This window comes from Herbaspirillum sp. meg3, from assembly GCF_002257565.1.
Taxonomy (GTDB): Bacteria; Pseudomonadota; Gammaproteobacteria; order Burkholderiales; family Burkholderiaceae_D; genus Herbaspirillum.
This window is the reverse complement of sequence record NZ_CP022736.1, coordinates 5,062,063-5,079,588: the sequence shown is the minus strand read 5'-3', so window position 1 is coordinate 5,079,588 and position 17,526 is coordinate 5,062,063. Positions and strand designations below refer to the sequence as shown.

At 54.9% G+C, this 17,526-nt stretch carries 15 protein-coding genes; all 15 read left to right on the top strand.

The annotated features are described in order from the left end of the window. The first annotated feature begins 93 nt into the window (after nt 1-93). Nucleotides 94-4,332, top strand: a complete 4,239-nt coding sequence (gene rpoC / locus hmeg3_RS22900) for a DNA-directed RNA polymerase subunit beta' (RefSeq protein ID WP_094565771.1) — start codon at nt 94-96, stop codon at nt 4,330-4,332. 428 nt (nt 4,333-4,760) lie between these two features. Further along, a complete protein-coding gene (locus hmeg3_RS22895) occupies nt 4,761-7,028 on the top strand; it encodes a TonB-dependent hemoglobin/transferrin/lactoferrin family receptor (RefSeq protein ID WP_094565770.1) in 2,268 nt (755 codons plus the stop codon). A gap of 44 nt (nt 7,029-7,072) precedes the next feature. Beyond that, nucleotides 7,073-8,212 carry a hemin-degrading factor gene (locus hmeg3_RS22890; protein ID WP_094565769.1) on the top strand — a complete coding sequence of 380 codons (1,140 nt, stop codon included), beginning with the start codon at nt 7,073-7,075 and terminating at the stop codon, nt 8,210-8,212. Between the two features lie 341 nt (nt 8,213-8,553). Further along, nucleotides 8,554-8,937: a 30S ribosomal protein S12 gene (gene rpsL, locus hmeg3_RS22885; protein WP_094565768.1), complete on the top strand. Its 384-nt coding sequence runs from the start codon at nt 8,554-8,556 to the stop codon at nt 8,935-8,937. A 137-nt stretch (nt 8,938-9,074) separates the two neighbouring features. After that, entirely contained in the window at nt 9,075-9,545 is a 471-nt protein-coding gene (gene rpsG, locus hmeg3_RS22880; protein ID WP_094565767.1) for a 30S ribosomal protein S7, read from the top strand. Between the two features lie 127 nt (nt 9,546-9,672). Beyond that, complete coding sequence (gene fusA / locus hmeg3_RS22875) at nt 9,673-11,778, top strand: elongation factor G (RefSeq protein WP_094565766.1); 2,106 nt, start codon at nt 9,673-9,675, stop codon at nt 11,776-11,778. Nucleotides 11,779-11,861: 83 nt separating this feature from the next. Then, nucleotides 11,862-13,058, top strand: coding sequence for an elongation factor Tu (gene tuf, locus hmeg3_RS22870; protein ID WP_094565765.1), 1,197 nt, complete (start codon nt 11,862-11,864; stop codon nt 13,056-13,058). Between the two features lie 81 nt (nt 13,059-13,139). Then, on the top strand, nt 13,140-13,457 hold the full coding sequence (gene rpsJ / locus hmeg3_RS22865) for a 30S ribosomal protein S10 (RefSeq protein WP_006464935.1): 318 nt from the start codon (nt 13,140-13,142) through the stop codon (nt 13,455-13,457). A 195-nt stretch (nt 13,458-13,652) separates the two neighbouring features. Next, nucleotides 13,653-14,309, top strand: coding sequence for a 50S ribosomal protein L3 (rplC, locus tag hmeg3_RS22860; protein ID WP_007875299.1), 657 nt, complete (start codon nt 13,653-13,655; stop codon nt 14,307-14,309). A gap of 3 nt (nt 14,310-14,312) precedes the next feature. After that, nucleotides 14,313-14,933: a 50S ribosomal protein L4 gene (gene rplD, locus hmeg3_RS22855; RefSeq protein ID WP_094565764.1), complete on the top strand. Its 621-nt coding sequence runs from the start codon at nt 14,313-14,315 to the stop codon at nt 14,931-14,933. Then, nucleotides 14,930-15,244 (top strand): 50S ribosomal protein L23, encoded by a 315-nt coding sequence (gene rplW / locus hmeg3_RS22850; RefSeq protein WP_007875303.1) that lies wholly within the window; start codon nt 14,930-14,932, stop codon nt 15,242-15,244. Before rplD ends, rplW begins: the two co-directional genes overlap by 4 nt. After that, nucleotides 15,244-16,068: a 50S ribosomal protein L2 gene (gene rplB / locus hmeg3_RS22845; protein WP_050479919.1), complete on the top strand. Its 825-nt coding sequence runs from the start codon at nt 15,244-15,246 to the stop codon at nt 16,066-16,068. The genes rplW and rplB overlap by 1 nt, the downstream gene beginning before the upstream one ends. 9 nt (nt 16,069-16,077) lie before the next feature. Next, complete coding sequence (rpsS, locus tag hmeg3_RS22840) at nt 16,078-16,353, top strand: 30S ribosomal protein S19 (RefSeq protein WP_007875308.1); 276 nt, start codon at nt 16,078-16,080, stop codon at nt 16,351-16,353. A 6-nt stretch (nt 16,354-16,359) separates the two neighbouring features. Then, entirely contained in the window at nt 16,360-16,692 is a 333-nt protein-coding gene (rplV, locus tag hmeg3_RS22835) for a 50S ribosomal protein L22 (RefSeq protein ID WP_183381547.1), read from the top strand. Between the two features lie 9 nt (nt 16,693-16,701). Next, entirely contained in the window at nt 16,702-17,526 is an 825-nt protein-coding gene (gene rpsC, locus hmeg3_RS22830) for a 30S ribosomal protein S3 (protein WP_094565763.1), read from the top strand.

Below are 17,526 nucleotides of genomic sequence, written 5' to 3'. Positions count from 1 at the left end.
CGCAGGTGCGAACAGGGTGTGTGCAGATTGTGGTGCGGCCGTCTCGATATACATAGCATTACCTAGCGTTCTCACGCCAACCTGGAGTGATACATGAAAGCACTGCTCGATCTATTCAAGCAAGTTCAGCAAAACGAACAATTCGACGCGATCAAAATTGGTCTGGCGTCCCCGGAAAAAATCCGTTCGTGGTCCTACGGCGAAGTCAAAAAGCCGGAAACCATCAACTACCGTACCTTCAAGCCTGAGCGCGACGGTCTGTTCTGCGCCAAGATCTTTGGCCCGATCAAAGACTACGAATGCCTCTGCGGCAAGTACAAGCGCCTGAAGCACCGCGGCGTTATCTGCGAAAAATGCGGCGTTGAAGTCACGCTGGCCAAAGTGCGCCGTGAGCGCATGGGTCACATCGAACTGGCTTCGCCAACTGCACACATCTGGTTCCTGAAATCGCTGCCGTCGCGTCTGGGTATGGTTCTCGACATGACCCTGCGCGATATCGAACGCGTGCTGTACTTCGAAGCCTACGTCGTGACCGATCCAGGCATGACTCCGCTGAAGAAGTGCCAGATCATGTCGGAAGACGACTACGCCGCCAAGTACGAAGAGTACGGCGACGACTTCACCGCATTCATGGGCGCCGAAGGCATCCGTGAACTGTTGCGCTCGATCGACATCGACCGCGATGCAGAAACCCTGCGCGTGGAACTGAAAGAATCGAAGTCCGAAGCCAAGATCAAGAAATACGCCAAGCGTCTGAAGGTTCTGGAAGCGTTCCAGCGTTCGGGCATCAAGCCTGACTGGATGATCATGGAAGTGCTGCCGGTGCTGCCACCGGAATTACGCCCACTGGTTCCGCTGGACGGCGGTCGCTTTGCGACTTCCGATCTGAACGATTTGTATCGTCGCGTCATCAACCGTAACAACCGCCTGAAGCGCCTGATGGAATTGCGCGCTCCGGAAATCATCACGCGCAACGAAAAGCGCATGCTGCAAGAAGCGGTTGACTCGCTGCTGGACAACGGCCGTCGCGGTAAGGCGATGACCGGCGCCAACAAGCGTCCGCTGAAGTCGCTGGCTGAAATGATCAAGGGTAAGGGCGGCCGTTTCCGTCAAAACTTGCTCGGTAAGCGCGTCGACTACTCCGGCCGTTCCGTCATCGTGGTGGGCCCGCAGCTCAAACTGCATCAGTGCGGTCTGCCGAAGCTGATGGCGTTGGAATTGTTCAAGCCCTTCATTTTCAACAAGCTGGAACTGATGGGGCTGGCAACGACCATCAAGGCAGCCAAGAAGCTGGTCGAAATTCAAGAGCCTGTGGTCTGGGACATCCTGGAAGACGTGATCCGCGAACATCCGGTCATGCTGAACCGCGCGCCGACACTGCACCGTCTGGGTATCCAGGCGTTTGAGCCGGTCCTGATCGAAGGTAAGGCGATCCAGCTGCATCCGCTGGTTTGCGCCGCGTTCAACGCCGACTTTGACGGCGACCAGATGGCGGTTCACGTTCCACTGTCGATCGAAGCACAGATGGAAGCGCGTACGCTGATGCTGGCGTCGAACAACATCCTGTTCCCATCGAACGGCGAACCGTCGATCGTGCCATCCCAAGATATCGTGCTGGGTCTGTACTACGCGACACGTGAAGCGATCAACGCCAAGAACGAAGGCATGTTGTTCCAGGACGTCTCGGAAGTCATCCGTGCGTACGACAACAAGGAAGTCGAACTGGCTACCCGCGTCACCGTGCGTATCGTTGAAAATCCAAAGGATCCGGTCACCGGTGAATTCGTTCGTACCGTCAAGCGTTACGAAACGACCGTCGGCCGCGCCATCCTGTCGGAAATTCTGCCGAAGGGCCTGCCATTCTCCGTGCTGAACCGTGCGTTGAAGAAGAAGGAAATTTCGAAGCTGATCAACACGTCGTTCCGCAAGTGCGGTCTGCGCGCAACCGTTGTGTTCGCCGACCAACTGATGCAATCGGGCTTCCGCCTGGCGACACGCGCCGGTATCTCGATCTGCGTGGACGACATGCTGGTGCCGCCACAAAAGGCGACCATCATTGCGACCGCTGAAAGCGAAGTCAAACAGATCGAACAGCAATACTCGTCCGGTCTGGTGACTGCAGGCGAACGCTACAACAAGGTTGTGGACATCTGGGGCAAGGCCGGCGACGACGTCGGCAAGGCGATGATGGACCAGCTGAAGGTCGAAGACGTGGTTCGCCGCGACGGCACCAAGGGTACACAAGAGTCGTTCAACGCGATTTACATGATGGCCGACTCCGGCGCCCGCGGTTCCGCAGCGCAGATTCGTCAGCTGGCAGGTATGCGTGGTCTGATGGCGAAACCGGACGGTTCGATTATCGAAACGCCGATTACCGCGAACTTCCGCGAAGGCCTGAACGTGTTGCAGTACTTTATTTCGACGCACGGCGCCCGTAAGGGTCTGGCCGATACGGCGCTGAAGACTGCGAACTCCGGTTACCTGACACGCCGTCTGGTCGATGTGACCCAGGATCTGGTCGTGATCGAAGATGATTGCGGTACCTCCAACGGCGCGTCCATGAAGGCGATGGTTGAAGGCGGTGAAGTCATTGAAGCGCTGCGCGACCGTATCCTCGGCCGTGTTGCTGCTACCGACATCATCAATCCTGAAACCCAGGCTACGCTGTACGAAGCCGGTACGCTGATGGATGAAGATACGGTTGAAGAAGTCGAACGTCTGGGCATCGATGAAGTCAAGGTTCGCACTCCGCTGACTTGCGACACGCGCTACGGCCTGTGCGCCAAGTGCTACGGTCGCGATCTGGGCCGCGGCGTGCTGGTCAACAGCGGCGAAGCAGTCGGCGTTATCGCTGCGCAGTCGATCGGTGAGCCAGGTACTCAGCTGACCATGCGTACGTTCCACATCGGTGGTGCGGCATCGCGTGCAGCAGTTGCTTCGTCGGTGGAAGCCAAGTCCAACGGTACGATCCGCTTCACAGCGACAATGCGTTACGTCACCAACGGCAAGGGCGAGCTGATCGTCATTTCCCGTTCGGGCGAAGTGCTGATTACCGACGACCTCGGCCGTGAGCGTGAGCGTCATAAAGTACCGTACGGTGCGACCCTGATCGTCAAGGACGGCATGGTCATCAAGGCCGGTACGGCACTGGCAACATGGGATCCGCTGACACGTCCGATCATCACCGAGTACACCGGTACCGTGAAGTTCGAAAACGTCGAAGAAGGTTCGACCGTTGCCAAACAGATCGACGAAGTGACCGGTCTGTCGACACTGGTGGTTATCGATGCCAAGCGCCGCGGTTCGTCCGCTGCCAAGGTGTTGCGTCCGCAGGTCAAGCTGCTCAACGAGCAAGGCGAAGAAGTCAAGATCGCCGGTACCGAACACGCAGTGACGATCGGCTTCCAGGTTGGCGCGCTGATTACCGTCAAGGACGGTCAGCAAGTCCACGTGGGTGAAGTGCTGGCGCGTATCCCGACTGAATCGCAAAAGACGCGCGATATTACCGGTGGTCTGCCACGCGTTGCCGAACTGTTCGAAGCACGTTCGCCGAAGGATGCAGGTATGCTGGCTGAAGTCACAGGTACTGTGGCGTTCGGTAAGGAAACCAAGGGCAAGCAACGTCTGGAAATCACAGACATGGACGGTGCCAAGCATGAGTTCCTGATCACCAAGGACAAGCAAGTACTGGTGCATGACGGCCAGGTGGTGAACAAGGGCGAAATGATTGTCGACGGTCCCGCCGATCCGCAAGACATCCTGCGCCTGTTGGGTATCGAAGCGCTGGCGCGTTACATCGTCGACGAAGTGCAGGACGTGTATCGCTTGCAAGGCGTGAAGATCAACGACAAGCACATCGAAGTCATCGTGCGTCAGATGCTGCGTCGCGTGCAAGTGGTGGATCCGGGTGATACCAACTACATCACCGGTGAACAGGTCGAACGTTCGGAACTGCTGGACGAAAACGATCGTGTCAATGCAGAGAACAAGATTCCTGCAACGTACGAAAACGTTTTGCTGGGTATTACCAAGGCATCGCTGTCGACCGACTCGTTCATCTCGGCTGCATCGTTCCAGGAGACCACACGTGTCCTGACCGAAGCGGCGATCATGGGCAAGAAGGACGGCCTGCGCGGTCTGAAGGAAAACGTCATCGTTGGTCGTCTGATCCCGGCTGGTACTGGTCTGGCGTTCCACCGTGCACGCAAGGAAAAAGACGCATGGGAAGCCGACGAGCGCGCAGCGCTGTTGGAATCCGAGCGTCAGGCGCGTGTGACCGAAACCGAAGCGCACTCCACCGAGACTTTCGGCGGTGCAGACGGCGAAGCGTAATGGCATAGCAGTCCGACAGCTTTCACAGGCTGTTGAAGCGTAATTAAAAACGGCGTCAGAAGAAATTCTGGCGCCGTTTTTTCATGGTGAAAGTAAATTGCTTGCGCGTGCCTCGCTCTGTTTTCGCGTATATGCATGAGGCCAAGAGCAAGGTTTTCAGAATCATATTGAACATCTGTCAGATTTCTTCTACAATAGTTGAATAAGAATTATTCTTATTTAAATCGTTTCGCTTCACGTATCGTTCGATAAGCAGCGGCCGTAAATCTTTCCCGATTCGACGTCCCGCGCATTATTCCGATCACCTCAAGTCTGCCGGCGCAACTTGCCGACAGACGCTACGAAGCGACCGATACTCTCGTCAAACACAATCAGGTAGCCAGCATAGATAACGCCAGTGACCGAATCCACTCAGGGGAATGGGTCTTATGGCTCTATGCAAAAAGAAACTTGCATTGGCGACAGCGGTCGTCTTGCAACAATGGTCTATGGCGCCGGTCATGGCGCAACAAGTGCAACAATCCACGCCGCAATTGCTCGCGCAAAGCCGTCCGTTGGAAGACATTACCGTCACGTCCACGCGCGGCATAGGTACTGACATTAATCGCGTCGCGGCAACAGTGTCAGTCATCACTTCGGAAGAGCTTGAGCAAGAAAATGCCAAGGACATCAAAGATGCCCTGCGTTACGAGCCTGGCGTCGAAGTGCGTCGCTCCGTCTATCGCGTTGGCGGTGTGACCGGTGCGTCGGCGACGATGGGCCGTGGCGGCAACGAGGGCATCAGTATCCGGGGGCTGGACGGCAACCGGGTGATGCTGCTGGAAGATGGCGTCGCACTGCCGCGTTCTTTCAGTCAAGGCACATTGTTCGCCGGTCGTGGCGCCTACACGGATACCGATCTGTACCAGCGGATTGAAATCCTGCGCGGGCCTGCCTCATCAATGTACGGCAGTGATGGTTTGACCGGTGTAGTCAACTTCGTCACCAAGGATCCGCAGGATTTGCTGAACGTCTTCGGCAAGAACAGCTATTTCGCCGTACGTCCTTCCTATGATTCCAGCGACAGCAGCTATGGCACGACAGGCACCATGGCATTTGGCAATGACGTCGTTCAAGGCATGCTGGTGCTGAACGCACGCCATGGTAACGAGACAGAAACCAACGGTAGTGTTGGCGGCACTGGCGCTACGCGCACCAAGGCCGATCCGCTGACTTACAACAACCGCTCGGCGCTGGGCAAAGTGGTGTTCAAGATCGATCCGCGCAACGTCGTCAAGCTTAGTTTCGAAACAGTGGACAATCGACTGCGCGGCGACAGCCTGTCGGCGATCACCTCGGTCATCAGCGGCTACCAAAGCAACAGCAACGTGAAGAGCAACAAGCTGCAGGCGATCTTCGAGCACGACGATGCCGACAACGCGCTGATCCAGAAATTGCGCGCCAACGTGTACTACCGTGACTCCAAGACGCAGCAGTATTCGTATGAAAGCGGCACGACGGTTGGCGCGACCGTGCGTCCTCGTTTCCGCGACATCACGTATCAGGACGATATTTTCGGTGGCGGCGTGCTGGCGGAAAGCGCATTCAATACCGGCGTGGTCAAACACAAGATGACATATGGTGTGGATGCCAGCACTGCAACGATAAAAATGAACGCAAGCGGCACTGGCTGGACGACCTGCACAGGTACACAATACTGTGAATACTTCCCCAAGACGTCGTACAGCGTACTCGGCCTCTACTATCAGGACGATATGCGTATCGGCCCCGTGAGCATTGTCCCGGGCTTGCGTTACGACGCTTACAAGCTCAAGCCGGAGGCCAGCGCAAAATACGACGCTCAGGCGATCGCCAATGGCCAGCCTGCATCGACCAGCAAGGATAGCGCCTGGTCGCCGCGCCTGGCGTTCGTCTATGAAGTGGCGCCGGCGTTTGCGCCGTATGTGCAATATGCCCGCGGCTTCCGTGCACCGTCGCCGCAAGAAGTGAACTCCTACTTCAACAACGCCAGCCAGGGTTATTCGCAGATTGCCAATCCGAATCTGAAGCCGGAAACCAGCAACTCTTATGAAATCGGCTTCCGCGGCAAGTTGCCTACATCCGCGGGGCTGTTCAACTATAGTGCTGCAGCCTACACCGGCGAATATCGGAACTTCATCGACTCGGTCACCATCTCCGGCGGCGGTACGGTCTTGAACCCGACCATCTACCAATATGTGAACGCCGCAAAGGCATCGATCAACGGCTTCGAAGGACGTCTCGACTGGCGTATGGAAAACGGCCTGTCGCTCAAGACCGGCTTTGCCTATACCAAGGGCACGACGACCAGCAACACGGGCGTCAAAACCGGTCTGGAATCGGTTGCTCCTCTGTCGGTCGTCACAGGTGTGCGTTACGAGCCGAACCAGGTCTGGTTCGTACAAAGCGACATGATCTACAACGCCGCAAAGAAGAAGGATGACATCGCCACCAAGACCAACTTCGTGTCGCCGTCGTTCTTCGTGGTGGATCTGCGCAGCGGATATCGCTTCAACAAGAATCTTTCATTCAACGCAGGCATCCGCAATCTGTTCGATCGCAAATATTGGAGCTGGACCGATATCCGAGGTCTTTCTCTTGCCGACAGCGCAACCAACAAGGACGCGTACACCGAACCCGGCCGCAGCTTCAACGTCAGCATGAAGTATGAGTATTGACATCCGCAGAACGCCGCAAGGCACTTAACCGAAAAAGGCATGAAATGAAATACAAGAAATTGAGCGCTTTATTGCTGGCGGCCGGCGTGATCAGCATCGCTGCGTGCACGACGGCATCGGCGCCGCAGAATAGCGACCTGGCGAATCGCTGGTCTGCGCTACGCAGTGCGGAACCAAAGACTCACCCGCGCGACGCCGCGCAGAAGCTGGGCGTGTCCGAGGCTGAACTCGTCGCAACCAATGTCGGCAAGGGCGTGACACGTCTGCAGGACGATAGCAAAGCGTACAAGGCGGTATACGACCGATTGTATGAACTGGGTCAGATCAAGTCGATTACCCGCAACGACAACGCTGTGCTTGAGCGCGTGGGCACTGTGACCAAAGCCAAGTTGAACGACGACGGCCGTGTCATTCCCGGCACCGGCTTTGCGGGCGGCCCTATTGATCTGCGCTTCGGCACCGACAACTGGCGCTCTGCGTTCGCGGTGGTGCAGCCGGGACGTGAAGGTAAGGTCAGCCGCAGCCTGCAGTTCTTTGACATTCACGGCAATGCCGTGAACAAGATCTATCTGGACAACGAGGCTGGCGTCGCCGTCTTCGACAAGTTGGTTGCCGATTTCAAAGCTGTCGATCAATTCGCGGCCTTGAAGGTGGATCGCGCGCCCACCAAGATCGCCAAGAAGCCAAATGGGGAAGTCGATGTCAAAGAGTTGCGTGCCTCGTGGAATGAATTGACTGACGTGCACGAGTTTCCGCGTTTGCTGAAGGATCTGGGCATCACCCGTGAGCAAGCGCTGGACCTGATTGGCAAAGATGCTGCTTACCGCATCAGTGCACAATCTGTGCAGACCTTGCTCAATAGCGCCGCCAACCAAGCTCAGCCGATTATGGTGTTCGTGAGCAATCCGGGCATGACACAAATTTTCAGCGGCACGGTCAAGAAGGTAAAGGCGACCGACGAGTGGTTCAATGTGCTGGATCCTGACTTCAACCTGCATCTGCGTCAGGCTGGCATCGATCACGGTTGGGTGGTCAAGAGACCCGCCAAGGATGGAGTGATCACTTCGGTGGAGTTTTACGACGCCAACGGTGACCAGGTGGTCAATTTCTTCTCGCGACGCGATCGCAATAAGGAAGAGTCAGCTCTTTGGCGCAGTATTGTTGCCAATTTGACACGTATTTGATCGTCGTAATGACAGGTGTTTTTGAAAATTCTCGCCCGAAGTCAATCTGGAAGCGGCTTTGGGCGGGGAGATAAGAGCGTCGTAAAATTACCAATGGGGTCGAGGCGGTGGAAACGGGCCTTGACCCCTTGACTTTTCAGGCATATACTCGCGAGTTCTCGAATTTAGGCTCTCCTGAGCTTAAGCGTTCTTTGGTCTGCTTCCGGTTTTCCTCGGCGCTTCTCTCGTTTTCTCTAAAGTCGGTGTGCACAGGTTTCTTTCGTGCAAGTTTCTTGTTTAATTCCAGGCAACCGTTTCTGGGATTAATGTTATTAACGTCGTAATTTTGTTGGATTAAAACGATGCCAACCATCAATCAATTGATTCGCAATCCACGCGTCTCCGCGATCGTGAAGAGCAAATCGCCGGCGCTGGAAAACAGCCCGCAAAAACGTGGCGTATGTACCCGCGTTTACACAACGACTCCTAAAAAGCCAAACTCCGCTTTGCGTAAGGTTGCAAAAGTGCGTTTGACCAACGGTTTCGAAGTGATTTCGTACATCGGTGGTGAAGGCCATAACCTGCAAGAGCATAGCGTCGTGTTGATTCGCGGCGGCCGTGTGAAGGATTTGCCGGGTGTGCGTTACCACATGGTTCGCGGTGCTCTGGATACCCAAGGCGTCAAGGATCGTAAGCAAGCTCGCTCGAAGTACGGTGCCAAGCGCGCCAAGGCAGCTAAGAAGTAATTTGTTTTCGTCGGGCGCAAGCCTGGTGAAATGTGTCGGTCCGTGATGGGCCGAGTAAGTGGGTGGCTATGATGGCCGTCCGCGAGTGCGGTGAGAATTTATTCTGCCCGCTCAACTGAAGACTGAAAGGAATTGAAATGCCACGTCGTCGTGAAGTACCCAAGCGGGATATCCTGCCTGATCCAAAGTTCGGCAATGTTGATGTTGCTAAGTTCGTCAACGTGTTGATGCTGTCCGGCAAAAAGTCGGTCGCTGAAAACATCATCTACGGTGCGTTTGATCACATTCAAACCAAGACCGGTAAAGACCCGCTGGAAGTGTTCGCCGCTGCGCTGAGCAACTGCAAGCCGATGGTCGAAGTGAAGTCCCGTCGTGTCGGCGGTGCTAACTACCAGGTTCCGGTTGAAGTGCGTCCCGTTCGCCGTATGGCGTTGTCGATGCGTTGGTTGCGCGAAGCCGCAAACAAGCGTAGCGAAAAATCCATGCCGCAACGTCTGGGTGGCGAGTTGATCGAAGCGGCTGAAGGCCGTGGCGGTGCGATGAAGAAGCGTGACGAAGTTCACCGTATGGCTGAAGCGAACAAGGCGTTCTCCCACTTCCGCTTCTAACAAGACTGGGCGGAGCTTTTCAGATGTCTTGAGAAGGCTTCGTTTGTATCTAAAATTTGTTCGAGCCGAGCGACTATTTTACAAAAATGGCGCTCGGTTTCGCGCATTAAAGACTTAGGAATAAATCATGGCTCGCAAGACCCCCATTGAGCGCTACCGCAACATCGGTATTTCGGCTCACATTGACGCTGGTAAGACAACGACGACTGAGCGCGTTCTGTTTTACACAGGCGTGAACCACAAGATCGGTGAAGTGCATGATGGCGCCGCCACCATGGACTGGATGGAGCAAGAGCAAGAGCGCGGTATTACCATTACTTCCGCTGCGACTACCTGTTTCTGGAAGGGCATGGCGAACAACTTCCCGGCTCACCACATCAACATCATCGACACCCCGGGCCACGTTGACTTCACGATTGAAGTTGAACGTTCGATGCGCGTGCTCGACGGCGCTTGCATGGTTTACTGTGCAGTCGGCGGCGTGCAGCCACAATCGGAAACTGTTTGGCGTCAGGCAAACAAGTACAAGGTTCCACGTCTGGCGTTCGTCAACAAGATGGACCGTACCGGCGCGAACTTCTTCAAGGTGTACGATCAAATGCGTGCACGCCTGAAGGCCAACCCTATTCCTATGCAAGTGCCTATCGGCGCCGAAGATCACTTCGAAGGCGTGATCGATCTGGTCAAGATGCGCGCGATTTACTGGGATGATGCCAGCCAAGGCATGAAATTCGACTACCGTGATATTCCTGAAAATCTGAAGGAAGAAGCGCAAAAATGGCGCGAAAACATGGTCGAAGCGGCTGCTGAAGCATCCGAAGAACTGATGAACAAGTACCTGGAAGACGGCGACCTGAGCGAAGCCGACATCAAGGCTGCGATTCGTCAACGTACCATCGCCAGCGAAATCGTTCCGATGATGTGCGGTACTGCGTTCAAGAACAAGGGCGTGCAAGCCATGTTGGACGGCGTGATCGAATACCTGCCGTCGCCGGTTGATATTCCTCCTGTTCCAGGTCTGGATGAAGACGACGAGCCAGTCGTGCGTAAAGCAGAAGACACCGAGAAGTTCTCGGCGCTGGCATTCAAGATTGCAACTGACCCGTTCGTCGGTCAGCTGTGCTTCATCCGTTGCTACTCGGGTACCCTGAATTCGGGCGATACCGTGTTCAACTCGGTGAAGTCGAAGAAAGAGCGTATTGGCCGTATCGTTCAGATGCACGCCAACCAACGTGAAGAAATCAAGGAAATGCTGGCAGGCGACATCGCTGCTGTGGTTGGTCTGAAAGACACTACAACCGGCGACACCCTGTGCGACGACAAGGCTGTTGTTGTGCTGGAACGCATGGTCTTCCCTGAGCCTGTGATTTCGCAAGCTGTTGAGCCAAAGACCAAGGCTGACCAGGAAAAGATGGGCCTGGCCCTGAACCGTCTGGCTGCTGAAGATCCGTCGTTCCGCGTGCGTACTGACGAAGAATCGGGTCAGACGATTATCGCTGGTATGGGTGAGTTGCATCTGGACATTATCGTCGACCGCATGAAGCGTGAATTCAACGTGGAAGCAACTGTCGGTAAGCCACAAGTTGCCTATCGCGAAACCATCCGCAAGACTTGCGAAGAAATCGAAGGCAAGTTCGTCAAGCAATCGGGTGGTCGTGGTCAGTACGGTCACGTGGTTCTGAAGATCGAACCGCAAGAACCAGGCAAGGGCTTCGAATTTGTTGACGCGATCAAGGGCGGTACCGTTCCTCGCGAATTCATCCCGGCAGTTGAAAAGGGTGTACGTGAAACACTGAACACCGGCGTGTTGGCCGGCTACCCAGTGGTTGACGTCAAGGTCACTCTGTTCTTCGGTTCCTACCATGACGTTGACTCGAACGAAAATGCGTTCCGCATGGCCGGCTCGATGGCGTTCAAGGATGGTTGCCGTAAAGCCAGCCCGGTTATTCTGGAGCCAATGATGGCCGTTGAAGTTGAGACGCCAGAAGACTACGCTGGTACTGTGATGGGCGACTTGTCGTCCCGTCGCGGTATGGTCCAAGGTATGGATGAAATCGCCGGCGGTGGCGGCAAGATCATCAAGGCAGAAGTGCCACTGTCGGAAATGTTCGGTTACTCGACTTCGTTGCGTTCGGCAACACAAGGTCGTGCGACATATTCGATGGAATTCAAGCACTACTCCGAAGCACCGAAGAACGTCATCGACGCGATCGTTACTTCCAAGACCAAGTAAGTTAAGTTTTGCTCACTCCCTGCGTTGGCAGGAAGTGGGCTTTTAATTGTTAAGAAAATCGTTCTTTTTGAAGGAAATGCAAAATGGCAAAAGGTAAATTCGAGCGGACCAAGCCGCACGTGAACGTTGGTACGATTGGTCACGTTGACCACGGCAAGACCACGCTGACAGCAGCAATCGCAACCGTGTTGTCGAAGAAATTCGGCGGCGAAGCGAAGGCCTACGATCAAATTGATGCGGCGCCAGAAGAAAAGGCACGCGGCATCACCATCAATACAGCCCACGTCGAATACGAAACAGCCAACCGTCACTACGCTCACGTTGACTGCCCAGGCCACGCCGACTATGTGAAGAACATGATTACCGGCGCAGCGCAGATGGACGGCGCGATCCTGGTTTGCTCCGCAGCAGACGGCCCAATGCCACAAACACGCGAACACATCCTGCTGTCGCGTCAAGTTGGCGTTCCTTACATCATCGTGTTCCTGAACAAGGCTGACATGGTGGATGATGAAGAGCTGCTGGAACTGGTCGAAATGGAAGTGCGCGAGCTGTTGACCAAGTACGAATTCCCAGGCGACGACCTGCCAATCATCAAGGGTTCGGCGAAGCTGGCTCTGGAAGGCGACACTGGCCCATTGGGCGAGCAAGCCATCATGGCACTGGCCGAAGCACTGGACAGCTACATCCCGACACCGGAACGTGCTGTTGACGGCGCCTTCCTGCTGCCAGTGGAAGACGTGTTCTCGATCTCCGGCCGCGGTACCGTTGTGACCGGTCGCGTTGAGCGCGGTATCGTCAAGGTTGGCGAAGCCCTGCAAATCGTTGGTATCCGTGATACACAAGACACCGTTTGTACTGGCGTCGAAATGTTCCGCAAGCTGCTGGATCAAGGTCAGGCAGGCGACAACGTTGGCGTGCTGCTGCGCGGCACCAAGCGTGAAGACGTGGAGCGTGGCCAGGTTCTGGCCAAGCCAGGTTCGATCAAGCCACACAAGCACTTCACAGGCGAGATCTATGTTCTGTCGAAAGACGAAGGCGGCCGTCATACTCCGTTCTTCAACAACTATCGTCCACAGTTCTACTTCCGTACAACGGACGTGACTGGCTCGATCGAGTTGCCGAAGGACAAGGAAATGGTTATGCCAGGCGATAACGTGTCGATCACCGTGATGCTGATCAACCCGATCGCGATGGAAGAAGGTCTGCGTTTCGCGATCCGCGAAGGCGGCCGTACCGTCGGCGCAGGTGTTGTTGCCAAGATCCTGTCTGACGCGTAATAAAACGTAGTAGTGCAGTAGCAACTATTTATCATTGCCGCGGGTGATTGTCATCCGCGGTTCGTTCTTTAAAGGAAAATCATGTCAGTTCCTAGCCAAAAAATCCGTATCCGCCTGAAGGCATTCGACTATCGTCTGATCGACCAATCCGCATTGGAAATCGTCGACACAGCAAAGCGCACCGGCGCTGTCGTCAAGGGCCCTGTTCCGCTGCCAACACGCATCCAACGTTTCGACGTTCTGCGCTCCCCGCACGTCAACAAGACTTCGCGCGATCAATTCGAAATCCGTACACACCAACGTCTGATGGATATCGTTGATCCGACCGACAAGACTGTCGATGCATTGATGAAGCTGGATCTGCCGGCTGGCGTTGATGTAGAAATCAAGCTGCAATAAGCATTGCGGCAAGTGTTGTAAAAAGGTGTAGCCGGCTGGATCTTTGACATACCACGACACTGTCGGGTATTGCAAATAAAAATTTACCCGGTTATACTGATCGGCTTCGGTGGAGTCACGGGATTCGTGACTCCACATATTTTAGTTGTACAAACATCAGCCCCGCCCAATCGCAGGCGGGAATGGAGAAAAACAATGAGCCTAGGCCTTGTTGGTCGCAAGGTTGGTATGATGCGTATCTTCACGGAAGACGGGGATTCTATTCCTGTGACTGTGTTGGATGTGTCGAACAATCGCGTGACCCAAATCAAAACGCCTGAAGTGGATGGCTATTCCGCTGTTCAGGTCGCATTCGGTCAGCGTCGCGCCTCGCGTGTGACTAAAGCTGCTGCCGGTCACTACGCCAAAGCTGGCGTTGAAGCCGGGACCGTTCTGAAAGAATTCCGCATTGATGCAGCTAAAGCTGCTGAGTTGAAAGCTGGCGACGTTGTCGCTGCAAGCTTGTTCGAAGCTGGCCAAAAAGTGGACGTGCAAGGCGTGTCCATCGGTAAGGGCTACGCTGGTACGATCAAGCGTTACAACTTTGCATCCGGTCGCGCATCGCACGGTAACTCCCGCTCACACAATGTTCCAGGCTCCATCGGTATGGCGCAAGATCCAGGTCGTGTTTTTCCTGGTAAGCGCATGACCGGTCACCTGGGTGACGTTACCTGCACAGTGCAAAACCTCGAGATCGCACGCATTGACGCTGAGCGTCAATTGCTGATGGTCAAGGGTGCTGTTCCAGGCGCGAAAAACGGCCAAGTGGTCGTTTCCCCGGCAGTTAAAGTTAAAGTCAAGAAGGGAGCCTAATTCATGGAACTCAAGCTCCTGAATGATCAAGGTCAAGCCGCATCGAACGTCGCTGCTCCTGACACCATTTTTGGTCGTGATTACAACGAAGCGCTGATTCACCAGGTCGTCGTGGCTTATCAAGCCAATGCTCGCAGCGGTAACCGCAAGCAAAAAGACCGTGAAGAAGTGCATCACACAACCAAGAAGCCATGGCGTCAAAAGGGTACTGGCCGCGCTCGTGCCGGTATGTCGTCTTCGCCTCTGTGGCGCGGCGGTGGTCGTATTTTCCCGAATTCGCCTGACGAAAACTTCTCGCACAAGGTCAACAAGAAGATGTATCGCGCAGGTGTCTGCTCGATTCTGTCCCAGTTGGCTCGCGAAGGTCGTCTGTCGATCGTCGAGAATTTCTCGGTCGAAGCACCGAAGACCAAGCTGTTGTCCGAAAAGCTGAAGGTCATGGGTCTGGACTCCGTGCTGGTCATCACTGACGCGCTGGATGAAAACCTGTTGCTCGCGTCGCGCAATCTGCCGAACGTGCTGGTTGTCGAGCCGCGTCAAGCTGATCCAGTCTCCCTGGTTTTCTACAAGAAAGTGCTGATCACTAAGCAAGCACTGGCTCAGATTGAGGAGTTGCTGGCATGAACGCAATTAAACATAGCGAAGAGCGCTTGATGAAAGTGCTGCTGGCGCCGGTGATCTCTGAAAAGGCAACTTTCGTCGCTGAGAAAAACGAGCAAGTCGTTTTTCTGGTAACGCAAGATGCGACCAAGCTGGAAGTTAAGGCTGCGGTCGAATTGCTGTTCAAGGTTCAAGTGGAGTCTGTTCAGGTCGCGAATCGTCAAGGTAAGCAAAAGCGTTCCGGCCGTTCGGTTGGTCGTCGCAACCACACACGTCGCGCATTTGTCAGCCTCAAGCCCGGTCAAGAAATCAACTTCACCGAGGAGGCTAAATAATGGCACTCGTAAAAGTTAAGCCAACCTCGCCGGGTCGGCGCGGTATGGTCAAGGTCGTTAGCGACCTGTACAAAGGTCGTCCATTCGCCGGCCTGATCGAAAAGAAGTCCAAGACCGCTGGTCGTAACAACAACGGTCACATCACTACCCGTCATATCGGTGGTGGTCATAAGCAACATTACCGCGTTGTCGACTTCCGTCGTAACAAGGACGGTATCGTTGCTAAGGTCGAACGCATCGAATACGATCCAAACCGCACTGCGCACATTGCTCTGCTGTGCTACGCAGACGGCGAGCGCAAGTACATCATTGCTCCTAAGGGCATTGCTGTCGGCGATCAACTGGTCAGTGGTTCGGAAGCGCCGATCAAGGCTGGTAATGCACTGCCGATCCGCAACATTCCTGTCGGTACAACAATCCACTGCGTGGAAATGTTGCCAGGCAAGGGTGCTCAGATCGCTCGTACCGCCGGTGCCGGCGTTGTGCTGATGGCACGCGAAGGTACTTACGCTCAAGTTCGTCTGCGTTCCGGTGAAGTGCGCCGCATTCACATCGAATGCCGCGCAACAATCGGTGAAGTCGGCAACGGCGAGCACAATCTGCGCAAGATTGGTAAAGCTGGTGCAATGCGTTGGCGCGGTGTTCGCCCGACGGTGCGTGGTGTGGTCATGAACCCGGTCGATCACCCGCACGGTGGTGGTGAAGGTAAGACTGCAGCAGGTCGTCATCCAGTTTCGCCGTGGGGTCAACAGACCAAGGGCAAGAAGACACGCAGCAACAAGCGTACGACTTCAATGATTGTCTCGCGCCGCGGCAAGAAATAAGGATAAAACATGACACGTTCATTGAAAAAAGGTCCATTCTGCGACGCCCACCTGGTTAAAAAGGTTGAGGCTGCTCAAGCGACCAAAGACAAGAAGCCAATCAAGACATGGTCCCGTCGTTCGACAATCATGCCGGATTTCATCGGTTTGACGATCGCGGTACACAACGGCAAGCAACACGTGCCGGTTTATGTGTCCGAAAACATGGTTGGTCATAAGCTCGGCGAATTCGCGCTGACCCGTACTTTCAAGGGTCACGCTGCCGATAAGAAGGCTAAGAAATAAGGTCCTATGATGGAAACTAAAGCTACCCTGCGTGGTGTGCACCTGTCGGCTCAGAAGGGCCGTTTGGTTGCAGACCTGATCCGCGGCAAAAAAGTTGATCAAGCACTGAATATCTTGGCCTTCAGCCCTAAAAAGGGTGCGGTCATCATCAAGAAGGTTCTGGAGTCCGCAATCGCGAACGCCGAGCACAATGATGGCGCCGACATTGACGAGCTCAAAGTCAAGACCATTTATGTGGAAAAAGGTACGGTCCTCAAGCGCTTCACAGCGCGTGCAAAAGGCCGTGGTGATCGTATTTCCAAGCAATCCTGTCACATTTACGTGACTGTCGGAAACTAAGGAGTCACGATGGGACAGAAGATTCATCCAACCGGTTTCCGTCTTGCGGTTACACGTAACTGGGGATCGCGCTGGTATGCAGGCAATAATAATTTTGCCGACATGCTCAACGAAGATCTGAAGGTTCGTGCCTATCTGAAGACGAAACTGAAGAACGCTTCGGTTGGTCGCGTCGTTATCGAGCGTCCAGCGAAGAATGCCCGCATCACCATTTACAGCTCCCGTCCAGGTGTTGTGATCGGTAAGAAGGGTGAAGACATCGAAGTGCTGAAGGCAGCGCTGGGTAAATTGATGGGCGTGCCAGTGCATGTCAACATCGAAGAAATCCGCAAGCCGGAAGCCGATGCTCAGCTGATCGCTGACTCGATCGCTCAGCAGCTCGAAAAGCGCATCATGTTCCGCCGCGCAATGAAGCGTGCGATGCAGAACGCAATGCGTTTGGGCGCTCAGGGTATCAAGATCATGTCGTCCGGTCGTTTGAACGGTATCGAAATCGCTCGTAAGGAATGGTATCGCGAAGGCCGCGTGCCTCTGCACACCCTGCGCGCTGATATCGACTACGGTTTCGGCGAAGCGCAAACCACATACGGCATCATCGGTATCAAGGTTTGGGTTTACAAGGGCGATCGTCTGGCTAACGGCGAAGCACCAGTGTTGGTCGGTGAGCCAGAAGACGACAAGAAGCGTCGCGGTCCACGTCGTGATGATGGCAAGCCAGGTGCTCGTCCTCGTCCGAAGACCGCTGGTGCACCAGCAGGTGCAGGTGCCAAGCGTGCGCCGCGTGCGCCTCAAGCTACTGATGCCGGTGTATCGGCTGAGAAAGCAGGAGAATAA

Bases quoted from the DNA above. Each gene is read 5' to 3' on its own strand.
- rpsJ (WP_006464935.1), top strand. From the start codon at position 13,140: ATGTCAGTTCCTAGCCAAAAAATCCGTATCCGCCTGAAGGCATTCGAC.
- rplV (WP_183381547.1), top strand. From the start codon at position 16,360: ATGATGGAAACTAAAGCTACCCTGCGTGGTGTGCACCTGTCGGCTCAG.
- rplD (WP_094565764.1), top strand. From the start codon at position 14,313: ATGGAACTCAAGCTCCTGAATGATCAAGGTCAAGCCGCATCGAACGTC.
- hmeg3_RS22895 (WP_094565770.1), top strand. From the start codon at position 4,761: ATGGCTCTATGCAAAAAGAAACTTGCATTGGCGACAGCGGTCGTCTTG.
- rplB (WP_050479919.1), top strand. From the start codon at position 15,244: ATGGCACTCGTAAAAGTTAAGCCAACCTCGCCGGGTCGGCGCGGTATG.
- rpsC (WP_094565763.1), top strand. From the start codon at position 16,702: ATGGGACAGAAGATTCATCCAACCGGTTTCCGTCTTGCGGTTACACGT.
- rplC (WP_007875299.1), top strand. From the start codon at position 13,653: ATGAGCCTAGGCCTTGTTGGTCGCAAGGTTGGTATGATGCGTATCTTC.
- rpsS (WP_007875308.1), top strand. From the start codon at position 16,078: ATGACACGTTCATTGAAAAAAGGTCCATTCTGCGACGCCCACCTGGTT.
- hmeg3_RS22890 (WP_094565769.1), top strand. From the start codon at position 7,073: ATGAAATACAAGAAATTGAGCGCTTTATTGCTGGCGGCCGGCGTGATC.
- rpsG (WP_094565767.1), top strand. From the start codon at position 9,075: ATGCCACGTCGTCGTGAAGTACCCAAGCGGGATATCCTGCCTGATCCA.
- tuf (WP_094565765.1), top strand. From the start codon at position 11,862: ATGGCAAAAGGTAAATTCGAGCGGACCAAGCCGCACGTGAACGTTGGT.
- rpsL (WP_094565768.1), top strand. From the start codon at position 8,554: ATGCCAACCATCAATCAATTGATTCGCAATCCACGCGTCTCCGCGATC.
- fusA (WP_094565766.1), top strand. From the start codon at position 9,673: ATGGCTCGCAAGACCCCCATTGAGCGCTACCGCAACATCGGTATTTCG.
- rpoC (WP_094565771.1), top strand. From the start codon at position 94: ATGAAAGCACTGCTCGATCTATTCAAGCAAGTTCAGCAAAACGAACAA.
- rplW (WP_007875303.1), top strand. From the start codon at position 14,930: ATGAACGCAATTAAACATAGCGAAGAGCGCTTGATGAAAGTGCTGCTG.